This window comes from Cryptosporangium sp. NPDC048952 (genome assembly GCF_043197895.1).
Taxonomy (GTDB): Bacteria; Actinomycetota; Actinomycetes; order Mycobacteriales; family Cryptosporangiaceae; genus Cryptosporangium.
The window spans coordinates 169,483-187,241 of record NZ_JBICTY010000008.1 but is presented as its reverse complement, the minus strand read 5'-3'; the positions used below and the strand labels follow the sequence as shown (position 1 = coordinate 187,241).

The following is a 17,759-nucleotide window of genomic DNA, read 5'->3' as shown; positions in this document are numbered from 1 at the left end:
GTTCCTCCGTCGGGTCACAGGTATTCCGAGCAGGGTACTTGCAGGTATCTAGTCGGGGGGTTCGCTGCTCAGCAGATTCTTGGGTTAGCTCATCGGATGGGTGTTTGCAGCGGCAACCCAGTGGGCGCGACCAGCGGTTCGCCGGCTTCCATCCGCTCCGCCGCACGGGTGATGTTCCGGACCATACCGCCGAAAACTATCCCGTGGAACGGCACGATCCCCAGCCAGTAGGCGTGCCCGGCCAGCCCGCGCGGCAGGAAGACCGCCCGTTGCCGGTAGCGGGCGCCGGCGGGGTCGGGCGTGACGGTCAGCTCCAGCCAGGCCCGGCCCGGCACGCGCATCTCCGCTCGGAGGCGCAGCAGGTGACCGGGCTCGATCTCCTCGACCCGCCACCAGTCCAGGGCCTCGCCGACGTAGATCTCGTCGCGGTCGCGGCGTCCGCGGCGAAGCCCAGCGCCACCCACTATCCGGTCCATCCAGCCCCGAATCGACCAGGCCAGCGGAAACGAATACCAGCCGTTCTCGCCGCCGATGCCGACGACGACCCTCCAGAGGGTGCCCGGCGACGCCTCGGTCACCCGTTCGCGCACATCCGTGTACGCGCTACCGCCCGACCAATCCGGGTCGCTGGGCAGCGGATCACTCGGCGCCCCCGGCGTCGAAGCCCAGGCCCACGTCGTCTCCACCGCGTCGTCGCGGATGCGGCGCAGTGCCAGCTCGACCGCGTGATCGTAGGGCGTCAGGCCTTCCGGCGGGTCCGGCACGTACTGGGCGATGTCCTTCTCGGTGCAGACGACCTCATGGATCAGCGACTGCACCAGCGGAACCGCGATCGCCCGCGGCACCGGCGTGACGACGTTGACCCACTGCGCCGACAGCGTCGGTGACAGCACCCCGACCGGCACGATCACCCGCCGGGGCAGGCCGGCGACCCGTGCGTACCGCTGCATCATGTCCCGGTAGGTCAGGACGTCCGGCCCACCGATGTCGAACGCACGGTTGACGTCCTCCGGCAGGCCCGCGCACGCCACCAGGTAGCGCAGCACGTCCCGGACCGCGATCGGCTGGATCCGGTTGCGTACCCAGCGAGGCGTCACCATCGCCGGGAGGCGCTCGGTGAGGTAACGCAGCATCTCGAACGACGCCGACCCCGATCCGATGATCACCGCTGCCTGCAGCACCACTGTCGGCACCGGCGAGTCGAGCAGGAGCTGCCCGACCTCGGTCCGGGACCGCAGGTGGGGCGACAGCTCCGTCGCGGGCACATCCTTCGGGTACAGCCCGCCCAAGTACACGATCCTCTTGACGCCTTGAGCCGCGGCAGCGTCGGCAACGCTCTCCGCCGCTCGGCGGTCGAGGTCGTCGAAGCCCTTCGTGCCCAGGCTGTGGACGAGGTAGTAGAGGACGTCGATGCCTTCGGTGGCTTTTTGCAGCGAGTCGGGGTCGGTGACGTCGCCCTGGACGATCTCGATCTTCCGGGCCCAGGGAACGTCCCGCAGTTTGGCCGGTGTCCGGGCCAGACAGCGGACTTCGTGCCCCTGTTCGAGCAGTCTGGGCACCAACCGTCCACCGATGTAGCCGGTAGCGCCCGTCACGAGTATGCGCATAGAACGATCTTCACGCGGTATGTCCGGGTCCGCATTTTGAACCGCCTGCGGGTCGACTTGGCGGCCGACCCGAATCTTCGGAAGGCTTGACGCGTGGAGCGGACTTTGGACGGCAAGCTCGCGGTGGTCACCGGCGCGAGCCGGGGCATCGGCTACGAGGTCGCAGCCGGGCTGGGACGGGAGGGTGCCACCGTCGTGTGCGTCGCCCGGAACCCGGAACGCCTGGACGAGGCGGTGTTCAAGCTGCGCACCGACGGCATCGACGCGGTCGCGGCCCCGTGCGACCTGGGCCAACCCGGTCTGGTGGCGCGTCTGCCGGAGAAGCTCGCCGAACTGGGTGACGTCGATCTGCTGGTCAACGGCGCCGGGATCCTGGGCGGCCGGGGGTCGAAGACGTTGAAAGCGACGTACTCCGAGTGGCGCTCGGTCTCGGCGGTGGTGCTCGATGCGCCGTTCCTGCTGATCCAGGCGTTCGCGCCCGCGATGATGGCCCGCCGGAGCGGCCGGATCGTGAACATCTCCGCCGACGAGGGGCGGATGACCGGTCCCGGCACTACCGGCGGTGTGGCGCCGTACCGCGTCGCGAAGGCCGGGCTGAACGCACTGACCCGCAACTTCGCCTACGAGACCGGCCTGGGGCGCCGAGGCGTCTTCGTGGACGCGGCCGCACCCGGTCGCAGCCGCACCGACATGGGCGGCACCGACGCCCCCCGCTCGGCCGCCGAGGGCGCCGAGACCGTGATCTGGCTCTGCACCCGCCCGGCGGCCCAGCCCGACGGCACGCCCGCCCCGACGGGCCTGCTGTGGCAGGACCGAGAGGTCATCCCGTGGTAGCGAAGACCCTCGTCGGCGTCGTCGACTCGATCATCGCGCGCGAGGGCTCACACGGGTTCCTGGACTCCGTGAAGGACCTCGCCGGCGCCGGCGAGCCCGAGTTCGCGCTCGACTTCCTGGCCGACGGACTGCTCAGCTGGAAGCTACCCATCACCCCGTCCGAGCTAGCGATCCTGGAGGAGCTCTGCCGCTCCTGGAACGCCGAAGACCGGATAAGAGACTTCGCGATCCTGACGCAGCCGTGAGCCGCGCCGCCATTCCCCCCGAGCCGCACCACCGGCTGACCCGCACCACCGGCTGACCCGCACCACCGGCTGACCCGCACCACCGGCTGACCCGCACCACCGGCTGACCCGCACCACTCGCACCGTGGGGTCCGGGGCTCGGCCCCGGGGCGGAATGCGAAAGGGGCCCCGGTCAGCGCGTTCCGCTGACACACGACCCCTCCACTTGAGCGGGTGACGAGAATCGAACTCGCACTGTCAGCTTGGGAAGCTGATGTTCTGCCATTGAACTACACCCGCGGCGCTCGCTACTTTAGCGCCTTCCCGCGCGCGATGACGCAGCGACCCCGCAAGAACCCCGTTGTGCTTACCTGCTTGCAACGCTGTAATCATCGCAAGCAACTACGGGGAGACAGCATGAGCCAGCCCACCGTGCGCTACTGGCGCCGCGCCGAACTCCGCCGCGACGAGGAGGACGGCTTACACCGCCCGGTCGGTTGGCTCGAGCTCTTCTTCGACCTGGTCTTCGTCGTGATCATCGGGATCCTCGCGGAGGATCTCGCCCACGACCCGCACCACCTTCCAGGCTTCGCCCTGCAGTTCGCGGCAGTTTTCTGGGTCTGGAACGCGTTCACGTACTACACCGAACGGTTCGAGACCGACGGCCTCGAGAACCGGTTGTTCACGTTTCTCGCGCTGGTCACCGTGGCGGGCCTCGCCATCTGGGCGCCGCACGGCCTCGAGGACAACTACCTCGGCTTTGCCGGCTCGTACCTGGCCGCGCGAGCACTGAACATCGCGCTCTGGCTCCGCGCGGCCGTGCACGAACGCACTTTCCTCCCGATCGCGCTGCGCTTCACGTCCGGGTACGTCATCGCAGCGGGCCTGATCGCGGCGAGCCTGGCGACCGACCACGCGCTCCGCATCGCGCTCTTCGGCGTCGCGGTGCTCGTCGAAATCGTGACGCCCGTACTCACCACCAGGCAGCAGAGCGCGCTGCCGCCGTTGAGTCGCTCGAAGTGGCCGGAACGGTTCGGCCTGTTCACGATGATCGTGCTCGGCGAAGCAGTGGTCGGCGTCATCCACGGGCTCGCGGACGCAGAGAAGCACCTGGCCAGCGGCGTTCTCGGGTTGGCTATCTGCTTCGCGTTCTGGTGGCTCTACTTCGACTTCGTAGCTCGCCGTCCGGCCCGGCAGGCGATCGCCACCGCGCTCGGCTGGGTCTACCTGCACCTGGCGGCTCTGCTCGCGATCACCGTGGCCGGGGCGATGGTGAGCATCGCTCTGACCGGTCACGACGTCCCGGCTGAACTGTTCGTCAGTGTGGGGGCGGGGCTGGCGGCGATCGGCATCCTCGAGATCACGCTCGAGCGGGAAACGGACGAGCCGACGCACCCGGTGTTCAGCCCGGGACTGAAGGTCGCCTTGGGCATTGGACTTGCCGCGGTCGCGCTGCTGCCGCTGCACTGGTCCCCGACGCTCGCGCTGCTGACCTGCCTGGTCGCACTGGCCGTACCGGCGACCTACGGCGCTCGGGTCTGGTACCGGCGGTCGGCGGGGTAAGCCGACCCGGGCCTGCTCGATAGGGTGCGTGCATGCTGCTCTCCGACCGCGACCTCCGCGCCGAGATCGACGCCGGCCGGCTGGGCCTCGATCCGTACGAGCCGGAGCTCATCCAGCCGTCGAGCGTCGACGTTCGCCTCGACCGGTGGTTCCGGGTCTTCCGCAACATGCAGTACACGCACATCGACCCGTCCGAGCAGCAGGACGACCTCACCGAGCTGGTCGAAACCCCGGACAAAAGTCCGTTCGTCCTCCACCCCGGTGAGTTCGTGCTCGGCTCCACGCTGGAGCTCGTCACGCTCCCGGACGACCTCGCGGGCCGCCTCGAGGGCAAGTCCAGCCTGGGCCGCCTCGGCCTGCTGACCCACTCCACCGCGGGCTTCATCGATCCGGGCTTCTCCGGCCACGTGACGCTGGAACTCTCCAACGTCGCGAACCTGCCGATCACGCTCTGGCCGGGCATGAAGATCGGGCAGCTCTGTCTGTTCCGACTCTCCAGCCCGGCCACGGAACCCTACGGCTCAGCGGTCTTCGGCTCCCGGTACCAGGGCCAGCGCGGCCCCACACCGTCCCGCTCGTGGAAGAACTTCCGGACCTGGTCCACCGAGCGTTGAACACCTCGGCGAGCCGAGCGTTGAACACCTCGGCGAGCCGAGCGTTGAACACCTCGGCGAGCCGAGCGTTGAACACAGTGGGGGCGTATGGGCCCCCAAAGTGTTCACGCCACAGCCGGCGCCTCGCCGAAAACTGCGTGCAGCACGTCGTCCAGCGTCACGACACCAACTGGCGTCACCCCATCGGTGACCAGCACGAAATGCACCCGCTCCCGCCGCATCAACACCAGTAGATCGGCGAGCGTCGTCGACGGCGGCACCGCCTTCAGCGTCCGGATGGACGACGGCGGCAGCGGCGCACGACGCTCCGCCCCACTCATCCTCAGCACGTCCTTGACGTGCACGAACCCGACGATCTCCAACGAGGAACGGTCGACCACCGGGAACCGCGACCGGCGCACCCGCGTCGCGAGCACCTCCAGCGCGGCCGGGCTGATCTCCTCGTTCACGGTGTCGACCTGCGGCCACGGCACCGCCACCGTGCCGGCGGTCTTCTCGGCGAGCGAGAGTGCACCGGTGATGCGCCGGTGGTCCTCCGCGTCGAGCAGACCCTCGGTCCGCGACTCCGCCACGAGACTCGCCAGCTCGTCAGCGGTGTAAACGGTCTTCACCGCGTCCTGCGACTCGATCCCCAGCAACCCGAGTAGCGTGCGCGACATCCACTTCAACGCCACCAGAATCGGCTTCGTGGCCTGCGCGAACCACAACATCGGGGCGCCCAGCCACATGACGGCCTTCTCCGGACCGGCCAGTGCGATGTTCTTCGGCACCATCTCGCCGAGCACCGTGTGCAGGAACACCACGATCGCCAGCGCCAGCACGAACGCCACCGGATGCAGCAGGTCGTCGGGCATCCCGAGCGAGTGGAACGGCGACTCGAGCAGATGCGCCAGCGTCGGTTCGGCGATCGCACCCAGCCCCAGCGAACAGATCGTGATGCCGAGCTGCGCACCGGCGATCATCAGCGGAATCTGCCCCATGGCCTTCAGCGCCGCCGCCGCCCGTCGCGACCCCAGCGCCGCGAGCGGCTCCAGCTGCGTCCGCCGCGACGCGATCAGCGCGAACTCGCCACCCACGAAGAACGCGTTGCCGAGCAGCAGCAGAACCGTCACAGCCAGGTTGAGCGTGCTCACTGAGCCTTCCCTCGGGTCACGGACAAAGGCTCTGACGACGCCATGGGGCTGCCCACCGCACGTGAAGCGCCCTCACCGCGTTCGCCGCTCGCGGTGGCGGCTTCGCCGCCCGCGGCGTCGGAGGCATCACTGACCGCGGCGTCGGAGGCATCACTGACCGCGGTATCGGCTCCGCGCTCCGGGCCGGCCGCGCCGGCCGCGCCGGCCGCGCCGGCCGCGCCGGCCGCCGAGTCGCCCGCAGCCCGGGCCGCGGCGGCTCCGCCGCCCGCTGTCGCGGGGTCGGCCCCCGCCCGGGCCGCGGCTGCCTCCGCCGCCTGGGCGCGACGCTCCTCGAGCCAGTCCGGCGACGGCCGGACCTTCACCTGTTCGATCCGGTGCCGCTCCACCGACGTGACGGTGAACGTCCAGCCGTTGTATTCCGCCCGCTCACCCTCGACCGGGATGTGTCCCAGCCGCGACATCACGAACCCGGCCAGCGTCTCGTACGGGCCGTCCGGCAGCCGGAACCCGGTCTGCTCGGCCAGCTCGTCCTCACGGAGCACACCAGGCACCAGCACGGCCCGGTCGGCGTCCGGCGCGGTGATCCGCGGCACGTCCAGGCCGGTCGGCGGGTCGTACTCGTCGTCGATCTCGCCGACGAGCTCCTCCACCAAGTCCTCGGTCGTGACGATGCCGTCGGTGCCGCCGTACTCGTCGACGACGATCGCGATCTCGGCGTTGCCCGCGCGCAGTGCCGCGAGCACGGCGTCCAGATCGAGGCTGTCGGGCACCTGCACCGGGTCACGGCTGATCGACCGGGCCAGCGTCTCGCCGCGACGCTGCGCCGGCACGCTCAGCGCGTCGATCACGCCGACAACGCCTACCACCTGGTCGAGCGTGTCGATGTAGATCGGGAACCGGGTGTGGCCGGACTCGGTGGCGAGGGCGAGCAGATCGTCGACCGTCGCGGTGGCTTCCAACCCGACGACGTCCACGCGGGGCGTCATCGCCTCGGCGGCCCGCTTGTCGCCGAACCGGATCGTGCGTTGCAGCAGCGTGGCGGTCTCGGTGGGCAGCGCGCCGGCCCGGGCCGAGATAGCCGCGAGCAGCCCGAGCTCCTCGGGTGATCGGGCGCTGGCCAGCTCCTCCTGCGGCTCGATGCCCAGGCGCCGGACAATGACGTTAGCGGTGCCGTTGAGCAGCGCGATGATCGGCCGGAGCACCAGCGAGAAGATGCGCAGCGGACCGGCGGTCCAGAGCGCGAGGCCACGCGGGCGGGCCAGCGCGGCGTTCTTGGGCACCAGCTCGCCGAAGAGCATCGAGATCAGCGTCGCGATGACCAGCGCCAGCGCGACCGCGATGCCGTCCGCGACGTCTTCGCTGCCGGGAATGATCGGCTCGATCAGCTCGGCGATCGCCGGCTCGGCCAGATAACCGGTGAGCAGCGCACTGAGCGTAATGCCCAGTTGCGCTCCGGAGAGCTGGAACGAGAGCGAATGCAAAGCGGTGGAAAGCCGTCGTGCGGACCGGTCACCCGCCGCGGCCTGCTCCTGGATGCTCGCGCGGTCGACGGTGACCAGCGAGAACTCCGCAGCCACGAAGAATGCGTTCGCAGCGGTCAGCGCGGCGAACGCGATCAGGGGTAGAAGAACGTCAATGACCGGTCACCTCTTACTCCAGAGGCAACTATGTCGGGGTCTCACGAAAACTAATGGTACGGCCCGATGTCTTGTGGCACGCGTATCAGTCCCCGTACAACACACGGCGGCCATCCGTATTCGAATGACCGCCGTGCGTCAGCAGAATTAGTTATTGGAGGCCGGCTCGTTGGGGCCGATCTCCTCGGCGGACACCGGGTTGCCGACCGGCGTGTCGGCGGGCTTCACGGGCTCCGCCGCCGGCTGGATCGACTTCAGCAACAGCTGCGAAACATCCATGACCTCGACCGCGTCCGACGCCGTCCCGGCCGCCTTCGCCCCGGTCACACCGTCGGAGAGCATCGTCAGGCAGAACGGACAGCCGATCGCGACCACCTCGGCGCCGGTCGACAGCGCCTCCTCGGTGCGCTCGACGTTGATCCGCTTGCCGATGCGCTCTTCCATCCACATCCGGGCACCACCGGCGCCGCAGCAGAACGAGCGCTCCTTGAACCGCGGCATCTCGGTGAGGGTGGAGTTCGGCGACGCGTCGACGACGGCACCGATCACCTCGCGCGGCGCCGAGAACACCCGGTTGTGCCGGCCCAGGTAGCACGGGTCGTGGAACGTGACGTTCTGCTCGATCGGCGTCACCGGCGTCAGCTTGCCGTCGCGCACGAGCGTCGAGAGCAGCTCGGTGTGGTGGACGACTTCGTAATGGCCGCCGTCCTCGCCGATCGTCGGGTATTCGTTCTTGAGCGTGTTGAAGCAGTGTGCGCAGGTCGCGACGATCTTCCGCGCACCGGGCTGACGCTCCTCGAACGCCGCGTTCAGCACTTCGACGTTCTGCATCGCCTGCATCTGGAACACGAACTCGTTGCCGATGCGGCGGGCCGGGTCACCGGTGCAGGTCTCGCCGGTGCCGAGGATCGCGAACTCGACCTGCGCCTCGTGCAGCAGCGTCGCGACGGCCTTGGTGACCTTCTTCGCGCGGTCCTCGAGCGCGCCGGCGCAGCCGACCCAGAACAGGTATTCGACGTCCTCGGGCAGCGGCTCACCCTGCTCGATCTTGCGGACGTCGAACCCGAGGTTCTTGGTCCACTCCTCGCGGTCGTTCGGGTTGGCGCCCCAGGGGTTGCCCTTGTTCTCGATGTTGCGGAGCATCACGCCGGCCTCGGACGGGAAGCTGGACTCGATCATCACCTGGTAACGACGCATGTCGACGATGTGGTCGACGTGCTCGATGTCGACCGGGCACTGCTCGACGCAGGCGCCGCACGTGGTGCAGGACCACAGCACGTCCGGGTCGATGACGCCGAGCGAGTCCAGGTCACCGATGAGTGGACGCTCGGCCTCGGCCAGCGCGGTGGCAGGCACTCCGGCGAGTTGCTCCTCGGACCCCTTCTCCTCGCCCTCCATGGTCTTGCCGCCGCCGGCGGCCAGATACGGCGCCTTGGCGTAGGCGTGGTCACGCAGGCTGGTGATCAGCAGCTTCGGCGAGAGCGGCTTCGCGGTGTTCCAGGCCGGGCACTGCGACTGGCAACGACCGCACTCGGTGCAGGTCGTGAAGTCGAGCATGCCCTTCCAGCTGAAGTGCTCGACCTGGCTGACGCCGAAGACGTCCTTCTCCGGGTCGGCCTCCTCGAAGTCCAGCGGCTTGCCCTCGCTGGTCATCGGCCGGAGCGCACCGAGCGACACGGCGCCGTCGGCGTTGCGCTTGAAGAAGATGTTGAAGAACGCGCTGAAGCGGTGCCAGGCGACGCCCATCGTGGGGTTGAGGCCCAGCACGATCATCCAGACGAACGAGATGATCACCTTCACCGCGGCGGTGAGCACGATCGCGGTCTCGAGCGCCTCCGCGGACAGGCCGTTGAACGCCGCGCCGAGCGGGTAGCTGAACGCGAAGTGGATGCTCCACGAGTCGGCCTTGCCGGCGAGCGCCGCTTCGAAGCCGCGGATCAGCAGGATGCAGATCGGCACCGCGATGATGACGAACTCGACGAAGTACGCCTGCCAGAAGTTCGACCCGGCGAACCGTGACTTGCGCTCCGGGTTCCGCGGGTGGGCCCGCTGCCGGATCACGATCAGCGCCGCGATGCCGACGATCGTGGCCACCGAGAAGAACTCGGTCATCAGCTCGTACGGCCAGAAGTGGCCGATGATCGGCAGCACCCAGTGCGGCGCGAACAGCTGTCCGATCGCATTGGCCAGCGTCGCGACCAACAGGATGAAGCCGAGCGCGACGAACCAGTGCGCGATTCCGACGGACTGCCACTTCATCATCTTCGTGTGACCGAAGAACTCGCGGAGCATCGTCTTCGTGCGGTCGCCCTTGTCGTTCGTCCGCGAGTAATCGGGCGCACCGAGCTTGATGGTGCGCACGATCGTCATGATCGCGCGGACGAAGAGGACGAGGCCGACGACGGCCACGCCGAGAGCGATTATCGCTGCCACTACCTGGACGGCGTCCATTGCTGACGATCCTCCCGCGGGATCAGCGCGCCCAGTCTTAGGCGAGCACGGCGTTGAGCGCACTTCGGGCGTGCCGGTACCTTACGCCCGCCAATACCCGTCAGTAACGTGACACCGCTCTCGTTGTGGAAAAACTAACGCTGTCAGCCGACGTCGCGCAGACCCGGCGGCAGGGCGCCCTTGCGCTTGCGCCAGTACTTCGCCGCGTTCCGCGCGGCCAGCAACTGGGCCAGACCGATCACCGCACCGGAGAGAAGCGCGAACCCGATTGCTTCCTTCCAGGCCACGTCGGGGTCTTCCGGGTTGTTCGGCGGAGGGTTGCCGGTGACGGCACGCCAGCTGCCGTCCAGGCTCTTCTTCGCGACGAAGGCAGCGGCGGCGACCGCGCCACCTCCGACGACCTTCCAGATCAGCTTGTCGCTGATGGTGTCCTCCGACACGGTTCCTCCTCGGTGCGAGCTGCACTCCCCTTGCCCGTTAGAGCGGAACCCTACGCAGGCGGATCACAGCGGGCTGAGCGAGCCCGCGATCTGCTCGAAGCCCGGCAGATAGTCGTCGTACGAGGCCTGCGGGGAGCGGAGCGAGATCTCGTAGAACTGGCCGTCCTGGACGAAGCGGAAAATACGTACCCGGTGCTGCTGTTTGATGACAGCACCCTCGTGGGTGAACTCGAGAACCGCGCCGCGATGCTCGCCGTAGGTCTGCTCCGCCAGGTTGACCCGCTCGTACTTGGGGAACGCGTCCTTCGCCGCCGCTGCCTCCTCCTCGCGCTGCAGCTGTTCGAGCGCGGTGCCCTCGGCCTTGCCGACGATGACCAGCACGTACGGGCTCCGGCGTAAGGAGACGTTGTCGTCGGTGTGCTGGGCGGGCGTGAGCTGGTCGAAGTAGCAGCCGTCGTGGCCCTGCTTCGCGATCTCCGCCGGGTCCTCCATGCAGTAGATCTGCCAGGTCTGCGGGTACCGCGCCGTGTACTTGTCGCCGCGGAAGGTGTTCGCGGCCGGCTCACTGCTCCCTGGTGACGACGACGGGGCCGCCGTCGTCGTCGGAGAGCCGCTCGGATCTGCGCCGCCGGAGAGGTCCAACCAGCCGTTCTTCCTCGCCACCACCCCCGCGGTGCCGGCGAGCAGAACGACGAGCAGGGCCGCCAGCAGCCAGAGGCCCAGGCGGCTCTTCTTCCGCGGTTCCTCCGGGGGACGCGGCTGGTGGACGTACCCGGCCGGGGGCACGGAGGTCGGCCGTGCGCTGCCGGTGACCCGTCCGGCGCCACCCGAGACCTGCCGGACGCTCGACTCGTAGAGCCCGGTGCCGTTGACCCCGGGGCTGCCGGAGACCGGCCGCGGTCCGGAGAGGTCGGGGATCGGCGACGGGGTCCAGTCGGTGCGCGGGCTCGGCTCCAGCCGGTACTCCTGCGGCGTCCCGGGGGTGGGACCGCCGGAGATCGGCCCGGTCGGGTCACCGGGCATCCAGACGTTCTGCCGCTCGCCGTTGACCGGCGGAGTACCCCAGGACGTCGCGGACAGGTTCTCGACCGGCATCCCGTCGGCGACCCGGCCCAGCGCGGCGCGGGTGCGGGCGGCGTCCCAGCGCTGGACGGGGTCCTTGTCGAGCAGCCCGGCGATCACCGGCGCCAGGTTCCCGGCCCGGGGAGCGGGCGGAACCGGCTCCAGCGTGATCGCGGTGATGACCGCGAACTGCTCGTCGCGGACGAACGGCGCCTTGCCCTCGACGGCGGCGAACAGCGTGCACCCGAGCGACCAGAGGTCGGCCGGTGTCCCCACCTCACCGCCGGTGAGCCGCTCCGGCGAGAGGTAGGCCGGCGATCCGACCAGGTGGCCGGTGCGGGTCAGCGAGGCGTCGCCGACGACGGACGCGACACCGAAGTCGGTGAGGACGGCCCGTTCGCCCTGCTCCTCGCGGCAGACCATGACGTTCGCCGGCTTCACGTCGCGGTGCAGGACGCCGGCCCGGTGAGCGTGGTCGAGCGCGTCGAGGACCTGCAGGCCGAGCATCGCCGCGCGCTCCGGCGCCATCGGGCCGTCCTGGCGCAGGAGTTCGGCGAGGTTGCGGGCCTCGATGAACTCCATGACGATCCAGACCCGGTCGGGTTCGGGGATGACGTCGTAGACGCCGACCACACCGGCATGGCGCAGGCGGGCCGCGGCACGGGCCTCGCGCAGGTACCGCTCCCGTAGCCGCTCGGCCTCGCTGGGCGGCAGGCCGTCCGGAATCGGGACCTCTTTGACCGCTACTTCACGATGGAGCAGGTCGTCGGTGGCACGCCACACCGTGCCCATGCCGCCGGTACCCAAGTGTGGGCCCAGCCGATATCGGCCTCCGACGAGTTGACCGTTTGCCCCGTCCGTCACGGGCACGAGGCTAGATCGTCGGACGGCAATCGTGTCACCCACAAGACGGACAGGTGACAGTGTCCCCCCTTTGGGTGCTTTTGGAAGGGCGGCTGGGTACGTCCAGAACGAGTCGGATGAGGTGGCGTGTCCGAATCTGACCCCGCTGGCGCGGAACAAGACACGGCGAGCTATCGTTGAGCCGATCAGCAAACTTGCGCGAGGTTGACTCAAGTTCAGTGAGCCTCAGTCGTAACAACTGCGCGGAGCGAAAGAAGCTCCGCAACCCCCTAGGAGGAGGGATCCATGGCACGAGCGGTCGGCATCGACCTCGGTACCACCAACTCGGTCGTCAGCGTCCTCGAGGGTGGCGAACCGACGGTCATCGCCAACGCTGAGGGCAAGCGGACCACTCCGTCGATCGTCGCTTTCGCCAAGAACGGCGAGGTACTCGTCGGCGAAGTCGCCAAGCGACAGGCCGTCACCAACGTCGAGCGGACGATCCGGTCGGTCAAGCGCCACATCGGCACGGACTGGACCGTCGACATCGACGGCAAGAAGTACACCCCGCAGGAGATCAGCGCCCGCGTGCTCCAGAAGCTCAAGCGGGACGCGGAGTCGTACCTGGGCGAGCCGATCACCGACGCGGTGATCACGGTTCCCGCGTACTTCTCCGACCACCAGCGGCAGGCCACCAAGGAAGCCGGTCAGGTCGCCGGCCTGAACGTGCTGCGAATCGTGAACGAGCCGACCGCGGCGGCGCTGGCCTACGGCCTCGACAAGGGCGAGACCGAGCAGACCATCCTGGTCTTCGACCTCGGTGGCGGTACGTTCGACGTCTCGCTGCTGGAGATCGGCGACGGCGTCGTCGAGGTGAAGGCCACCTCCGGTGACACCAACCTCGGTGGTGACGACTGGGACCAGCGCCTGGTCGACTACCTGGTCAAGCAGTTCTCCGCCACCAACGGCATCGACCTGTCGAGCGACAAGATCGCGATGCAGCGCATCCGCGAGGCGGCCGAGGTCGCCAAGATCGAGCTCTCGGGTCAGCAGTCCACCAACGTGAACCTGCCGTACATCACCGGTGGGCCCAACGGTGCGCTGCACCTGGACGTGAACGTCTCCCGCGCCGAGTTCCAGCGGATGACCGCTGATCTGCTCGACCGCTGCAAGGGCCCGTTCCACCAGGCGATCAAGGATGCGCAGATCCGCGTCGCCGACATCGACCACGTGGTCCTCGTCGGTGGTTCGACGCGTATGCCGGCCGTCACCGACCTGGTGAAGGAGCTCACCGGCGGCAAGGAGCCCAACAAGGGCGTCAACCCGGACGAGGTCGTGGCCGTCGGTGCCGCGCTCCAGGCCGGTGTCCTGAAGGGCGAGGTCAAGGACGTCCTGCTCCTCGACGTCACGCCGCTGTCGCTGGGCATCGAGACCAAGGGCGGCATCATGACCCGCCTGATCGAGCGGAACACGACGATCCCGACCAAGCGTTCGGAGATCTTCACGACCGCCGACGACAACCAGCCGTCCGTGCAGATCCAGGTCTACCAGGGCGAGCGCGAGATGGCGGCGTACAACAAGAAGCTCGGAATGTTCGAGCTGACCGGCATCCCGCCGGCGCCGCGTGGCGTCCCGCAGATCGAGGTCACCTTCGACATCGACGCGAACGGCATCGTGAACGTGTCCGCCAAGGACCTCGCGACCGCCCGTGAGCAGAAGATGGTCATCTCCGGTGGGTCCGCGCTCAGCAAGGACGACATCCAGCAGATGATGCGCGACGCCGAGGCGCACGCCGAGGAAGACAAGCAGCGTCGCGAGCAGGCCGAGGTGCGCAACGTCGCCGAGTCCCTGCAGTACCAGACCGAGAAGTTCCTGGCCGAGAACAGCGACAAGATCCCGGCCGACAAGAAGGTCGAGCTCACCGAAGCGCTGTCCGAGCTCCGGTCCGCTCTCGGTGGCACCGACCTCGAGGCGATCAAGTCGGCGCAGGAGAAGGTCGCGAAGATCTCCCAGGAGGTCGGTACCGCGATGTACGCGCAGTCCCAGGCCGCGACCGGTGCGGCCGAGGCCGGCGAGGGCCCGACCGCTGGTGGCACCACGCCTCCGCCGTCCGCCCCCACCGGTGGGGACGACGTCGTCGACGCCGAAATCGTCGACGACGAGAACCGCGGTGGCGCTCACGAGAACCGCGGGGGCGCTCAGAAGTGAGCACGACGAACGACGGGCACTCCGAGGAGCAGCAGCCGAAGGTCGTGATCCGCGACCGGCGCCGCATCAATCCGGAGACCGGGGCGCCGCGGGAGGTCTCGGTGTCCAGCCTCAGCGGGGATTCGGCGGGGGCTTCGGCCTCCGCCGCCCCCGCGGCGGATGGTCCGTCGGACGGCGGCACAGGTGTCGACGCTCCGGCTGGTTCCTCGGCCGGGGCGCACGACAGCGTGGGGGAAGGAGGCGGTATGGGTGCGACGGAGACTACGGAACAGATAGCTGACGGCAGTGATTTGGCGAAGCTGACGACCGAGCTTGCCGAGCGCACCGCCGACCTGAAGCGGGTGACGGCTGAATACGCCAACTACCGGCGACGGGTCGAGCGTGACCGGCAGGTGGTGGCCGAGCAGGCCACCGGCGCGGTGCTCACCGCGCTGCTCCCGGTTCTCGACGACCTCGATCGGGCTCGGGCGCACGGCGATCTCACCGGTCCCTTCGGTGCGGTGGCCGAGCAACTGGTTGCGATCCTCACCAAGCTCGGGCTCAACGCGTTCGGCGAGAAGGGTGACCCCTTCGACCCGACGTTCCACGAGGCGGTCGCGCACACCACGAGTCCCGACGTCACCGAGACGGCGTGCATCGAGGTGCTGCGCAAGGGTTACTCGCTCGGCGACCGGCTGCTGCGTGCGGCGATGGTCGCCGTGGCCGACCCGGAGAATCCGAGCTCCGACTCCGGAAATAATGGTGGCGTCGAGACGTCCGGTGAGTCGTCCGCCGAGTGACGAAGGGAGGCGCGCCCGGTGAGTACCAAGGACTGGATAGAGAAGGACTACTACGCAGTTCTGGGCGTGTCGAAGGACGCTTCTCCGGACGTCATCAAGCGGTCGTACCGCAAGCTCGCGCGTGACCTGCACCCTGACAAGAACCCCGGCAACAGCGAGGCCGAAGCCCGGTTCAAGGAAGTTTCCGAGGCCTACGGCGTCCTGTCCGACGAGCGGAAGCGCCGCGAGTACGACGAGGCGCGCACGCTCTTCGGGTCTGGCGCGTTCCGGCGCCAGGCCGGGGCCGGTGGGTTCGGGGGCACCGGTCCGGGCGGGGTGCCGTTCGATTTCACGGATCTGTTCAACGCCTCGCAGGGCGCCGGCGGTGCCGGCGCCCCGGGGCCTGCCGGTGGGGCGCACCGCGCCCGCAGCGGCGGCCTGGGCGACCTGTTCGGCGCCATGTTCGGTGGCAGCAGGCAGCCCGGCTCGTCCAATCGCGGCGGTGACATCGAGACCGAAGCCACGCTCGACTTCTCCGAGGCCGCTCGTGGTGTGACCGTCCCGCTGCGGCTGCACGCGCCGGGCGTCTGCGAGACCTGCCACGGCAGCGGTGCCAAGCCCGGCACCAAGCCGCGCACCTGCCCGCTGTGCCTCGGCACCGGGTTGGTGAGCCGCAACCAGGGCGCGTTCTCGTTCTCCGAGCCGTGCCGTGAATGCCAGGGTGCGGGCACCGTGGTCGACGAGAAGTGCGCCGACTGCAAGGGCAGCGGCGGGGTCACCAAGACCCGCACCATGCACGTGCGGATCCCGGCCGGCGTCAGTGATGGCCAGCGGATCCGGCTCAAGGGCAAGGGCCAGCCCGGTCAGCGCGGCGGCCCTCCCGGTGACCTGTACGTCGTGGTCCACGTCCGCGGGCACTCGCTGTTCGGGCGGAGCGGGCTGAACCTGACGCTCACCGTCCCGGTCACCTTCCCCGAGGCGGTCGCGGGTACGGAGATCCGTGTGCCGACGCTCGACGGGTCGGTGACGCTGCGGATCCCGCCGGGCACCCCGAGCGGACGAATCATGCGAGTGCGGGGCAAGGGCGTCCGTAAGGGCGATTCCCCTCCCGGTGACCTGCTTGTCACCATCGAGGTTGAGGTTCCCCAGAACCTCAACGAGGCTGCCCGGAAGGCGCTGGCGGATTTCGCCGCAGCTACGCCGGGTAATCCTCGGGCGCATTTGGAACGGGAGGGAGCACGATGAGCGAAGCCGCGAAGCGTCTCAACCCCGAGATCGAAATCGAGATCGACGTGGCCTTCGAGGGCCCTGTCTTCGTCATCTCGGTGGCGGCCCAGCTGTCGGGCATGCACCCGCAGACCCTGCGTCAGTACGACCGGCTCGGGCTCGTGCAGCCCGGCCGGTCGGCCGGCGGCGGTCGCCGCTACAGCGCGCGCGACGTCGTACTGCTGCGTGAGATCTCCCGCCTCTCCCAGGAGGAGGGCGTCAACCTCGCCGGCATCAAGCAGATCATCGCGCTGACCAAGCAGGTGCGTGACCTCGAGGAGCAGGTCGAGGAGCTGGTGAGTGAGCTGCGGATGGCGCGACGCGAGGCCGCCGAGGCGCGGGCCGCGATGCCCTACCGCGGTGAGCTGGTACCGCTGAGCCAGACGGTGCTGCCTGTCTGGCGTCCACGAGGACGTTGAACTGACGGCGCTGTTGATCGAACATGGCCCGCCCGGGGCAGAACCCCGGGCGGGTTTTTTTCATGTCCGGACTGAGGCCGCGGTCACGAACAGGGGCAGGGCCAGGAACAGGCGCCCGTGCTCGGCCCGTTCGCGCTGCTCGCCGACCCACGATTCGGCCTGCGCTTCGCTGATTGCGCCGTTCTGCTGGGCTTTCCCGGCCAGGTCGGCCAGCATCGGTACCAGCGTCGCGTCGGTGAAGACCCAGGTGTGCACCTCGACGGTGACGTCGGTGAAGCCGGCGTCCACGAGCAGGTTGCGGGTGCGGCGGACGATCCGCGGGTTGCGGACCCGATCGGCGGCCGCGTGCACGATCGTGCGGGTGAGCGCGGGGTCGTCGGAGTCGATGACGAACGTGTCCCAGTCCTGCCCGAGCAGCACGATCCGGCCGGCGGGAGCCAGGACGCGCCGCGCCTCGTCGATTGCCCGCGCTGGATCGTCCAAGACGTGGAAGACCTTGTCGGCGCGATATCCGTGCAGTGTGGCGTCGGCGAAGGGGAGTTTCTCGGCAGTTGCGATCTGGAAGCGCGCGGCGGACCAGCGTTCGCTCGCGACGGCGATCATGGAAGACCTTGTCGGCGCGATATCCGTGCAGTGTGGCGTCGGCGAAGGGGAGTTTCTCGGCAGTTGCGATCTGGAAGCGCGCGGCGGACCAGCGTTC

General features: G+C 68.9%; 14 protein-coding genes, 1 tRNA gene and 1 pseudogene. 8 read left to right on the top strand and 8 right to left on the bottom strand.

Annotation, left to right across the window (positions count from 1 at the left end; translation table 11 throughout):
- Nucleotides 1–89: 89 nt before the first annotated feature.
- Complete coding sequence (locus tag ACGFY5_RS37725; protein ID WP_392728304.1) at nucleotides 90–1,607, bottom strand: SDR family oxidoreductase; 1,518 nt, start codon at nucleotides 1,605–1,607, stop codon at nucleotides 90–92.
- A 93-nt stretch (nucleotides 1,608–1,700) separates the two neighbouring features.
- On the opposite strand from ACGFY5_RS37725, the gene ACGFY5_RS37720 reads away from it, so the two are divergent.
- A complete protein-coding gene (locus ACGFY5_RS37720) occupies nucleotides 1,701–2,441 on the top strand; it encodes an SDR family NAD(P)-dependent oxidoreductase (protein ID WP_392728301.1) in 741 nt (246 codons plus the stop codon).
- The gene (locus tag ACGFY5_RS37715; RefSeq protein ID WP_392728298.1) at nucleotides 2,435–2,686 is read left to right on the top strand and encodes a hypothetical protein; all 252 of its coding nucleotides are present in this window, start codon (nucleotides 2,435–2,437) and stop codon (nucleotides 2,684–2,686) included. Before ACGFY5_RS37720 ends, ACGFY5_RS37715 begins: the two co-directional genes overlap by 7 nt.
- 208 nt (nucleotides 2,687–2,894) lie before the next feature.
- Here ACGFY5_RS37715 and ACGFY5_RS37710 read toward each other — a convergent pair.
- Nucleotides 2,895–2,965: transfer RNA gene (locus tag ACGFY5_RS37710), tRNA-Gly, on the bottom strand.
- Between the two features lie 117 nt (nucleotides 2,966–3,082).
- Here ACGFY5_RS37710 and ACGFY5_RS37705 point away from each other — a divergent pair.
- Nucleotides 3,083–4,228, top strand: coding sequence for a low temperature requirement protein A (locus tag ACGFY5_RS37705; RefSeq protein ID WP_392728296.1), 1,146 nt, complete (start codon nucleotides 3,083–3,085; stop codon nucleotides 4,226–4,228).
- 32 nt (nucleotides 4,229–4,260) lie between these two features.
- Nucleotides 4,261–4,842 carry a dCTP deaminase gene (dcd, locus tag ACGFY5_RS37700; RefSeq protein ID WP_392728294.1) on the top strand — a complete coding sequence of 194 codons (582 nt, stop codon included), beginning with the start codon at nucleotides 4,261–4,263 and terminating at the stop codon, nucleotides 4,840–4,842.
- 104 nt (nucleotides 4,843–4,946) lie between these two features.
- Here dcd and ACGFY5_RS37695 read toward each other — a convergent pair whose 3' ends face one another.
- The 5 genes and pseudogenes from ACGFY5_RS37695 to ACGFY5_RS37675 form a co-directional block, all read right to left on the bottom strand.
- On the bottom strand, nucleotides 4,947–5,975 hold the full coding sequence (locus tag ACGFY5_RS37695; RefSeq protein WP_392728291.1) for a hemolysin family protein: 1,029 nt from the start codon (nucleotides 5,973–5,975) through the stop codon (nucleotides 4,947–4,949).
- A gap of 338 nt (nucleotides 5,976–6,313) precedes the next feature.
- A pseudogene (locus ACGFY5_RS37690) lies at nucleotides 6,314–7,612 on the bottom strand (hemolysin family protein); the annotation flags it as partial.
- Between the two features lie 147 nt (nucleotides 7,613–7,759).
- Nucleotides 7,760–10,063, bottom strand: coding sequence for a (Fe-S)-binding protein (locus tag ACGFY5_RS37685; protein WP_392728289.1), 2,304 nt, complete (start codon nucleotides 10,061–10,063; stop codon nucleotides 7,760–7,762).
- Between the two features lie 143 nt (nucleotides 10,064–10,206).
- Nucleotides 10,207–10,503, bottom strand: a complete 297-nt coding sequence (locus ACGFY5_RS37680) for a DUF4235 domain-containing protein (RefSeq protein ID WP_392728286.1) — start codon at nucleotides 10,501–10,503, stop codon at nucleotides 10,207–10,209.
- A 63-nt stretch (nucleotides 10,504–10,566) separates the two neighbouring features.
- Nucleotides 10,567–12,429 (bottom strand): serine/threonine-protein kinase, encoded by a 1,863-nt coding sequence (locus ACGFY5_RS37675; protein ID WP_392728283.1) that lies wholly within the window; start codon nucleotides 12,427–12,429, stop codon nucleotides 10,567–10,569.
- A gap of 285 nt (nucleotides 12,430–12,714) precedes the next feature.
- Here ACGFY5_RS37675 and dnaK point away from each other — a divergent pair, with 285 nt between their 5' ends.
- Genes dnaK through ACGFY5_RS37655 form a run of 4 tightly spaced genes read left to right on the top strand, consistent with a single transcriptional unit; the run spans nucleotide 12,715 to nucleotide 17,059 of the window.
- Nucleotides 12,715–14,616, top strand: a complete 1,902-nt coding sequence (gene dnaK, locus ACGFY5_RS37670; RefSeq protein ID WP_392728281.1) for a molecular chaperone DnaK — start codon at nucleotides 12,715–12,717, stop codon at nucleotides 14,614–14,616.
- Nucleotides 14,613–15,395, top strand: coding sequence for a nucleotide exchange factor GrpE (grpE, locus tag ACGFY5_RS37665; protein WP_392728278.1), 783 nt, complete (start codon nucleotides 14,613–14,615; stop codon nucleotides 15,393–15,395). The genes dnaK and grpE overlap by 4 nt, the downstream gene beginning before the upstream one ends.
- Nucleotides 15,396–15,413: 18 nt before the next feature.
- Nucleotides 15,414–16,619: a molecular chaperone DnaJ gene (gene dnaJ, locus ACGFY5_RS37660; protein WP_392728275.1), complete on the top strand. Its 1,206-nt coding sequence runs from the start codon at nucleotides 15,414–15,416 to the stop codon at nucleotides 16,617–16,619.
- Nucleotides 16,616–17,059, top strand: a complete 444-nt coding sequence (locus ACGFY5_RS37655; protein ID WP_392728272.1) for a heat shock protein transcriptional repressor HspR — start codon at nucleotides 16,616–16,618, stop codon at nucleotides 17,057–17,059. Before dnaJ ends, ACGFY5_RS37655 begins: the two co-directional genes overlap by 4 nt.
- A 60-nt stretch (nucleotides 17,060–17,119) precedes the next feature.
- Here the strand turns inward: ACGFY5_RS37655 and ACGFY5_RS37650 are convergent, their stop codons facing one another.
- Complete coding sequence (locus ACGFY5_RS37650; RefSeq protein ID WP_392728269.1) at nucleotides 17,120–17,662, bottom strand: methyltransferase domain-containing protein; 543 nt, start codon at nucleotides 17,660–17,662, stop codon at nucleotides 17,120–17,122.
- Nucleotides 17,663–17,759: the final 97 nt, after the last annotated feature.

What these genes read in the sequence shown, in the direction of transcription:
- ACGFY5_RS37705 (WP_392728296.1), top strand. Translation starts at nt 3,083, where the DNA reads ATGAGCCAGCCCACCGTGCGCTACTGGCGCCGCGCCGAACTCCGCCGC.
- ACGFY5_RS37650 (WP_392728269.1), bottom strand. Translation starts at nt 17,662, where the DNA reads ATGATCGCCGTCGCGAGCGAACGCTGGTCCGCCGCGCGCTTCCAGATC.
- ACGFY5_RS37725 (WP_392728304.1), bottom strand. Translation starts at nt 1,607, where the DNA reads ATGCGCATACTCGTGACGGGCGCTACCGGCTACATCGGTGGACGGTTG.
- ACGFY5_RS37685 (WP_392728289.1), bottom strand. Translation starts at nt 10,063, where the DNA reads ATGGACGCCGTCCAGGTAGTGGCAGCGATAATCGCTCTCGGCGTGGCC.
- ACGFY5_RS37655 (WP_392728272.1), top strand. Translation starts at nt 16,616, where the DNA reads ATGAGCGAAGCCGCGAAGCGTCTCAACCCCGAGATCGAAATCGAGATC.
- dcd (WP_392728294.1), top strand. Translation starts at nt 4,261, where the DNA reads ATGCTGCTCTCCGACCGCGACCTCCGCGCCGAGATCGACGCCGGCCGG.
- dnaK (WP_392728281.1), top strand. Translation starts at nt 12,715, where the DNA reads ATGGCACGAGCGGTCGGCATCGACCTCGGTACCACCAACTCGGTCGTC.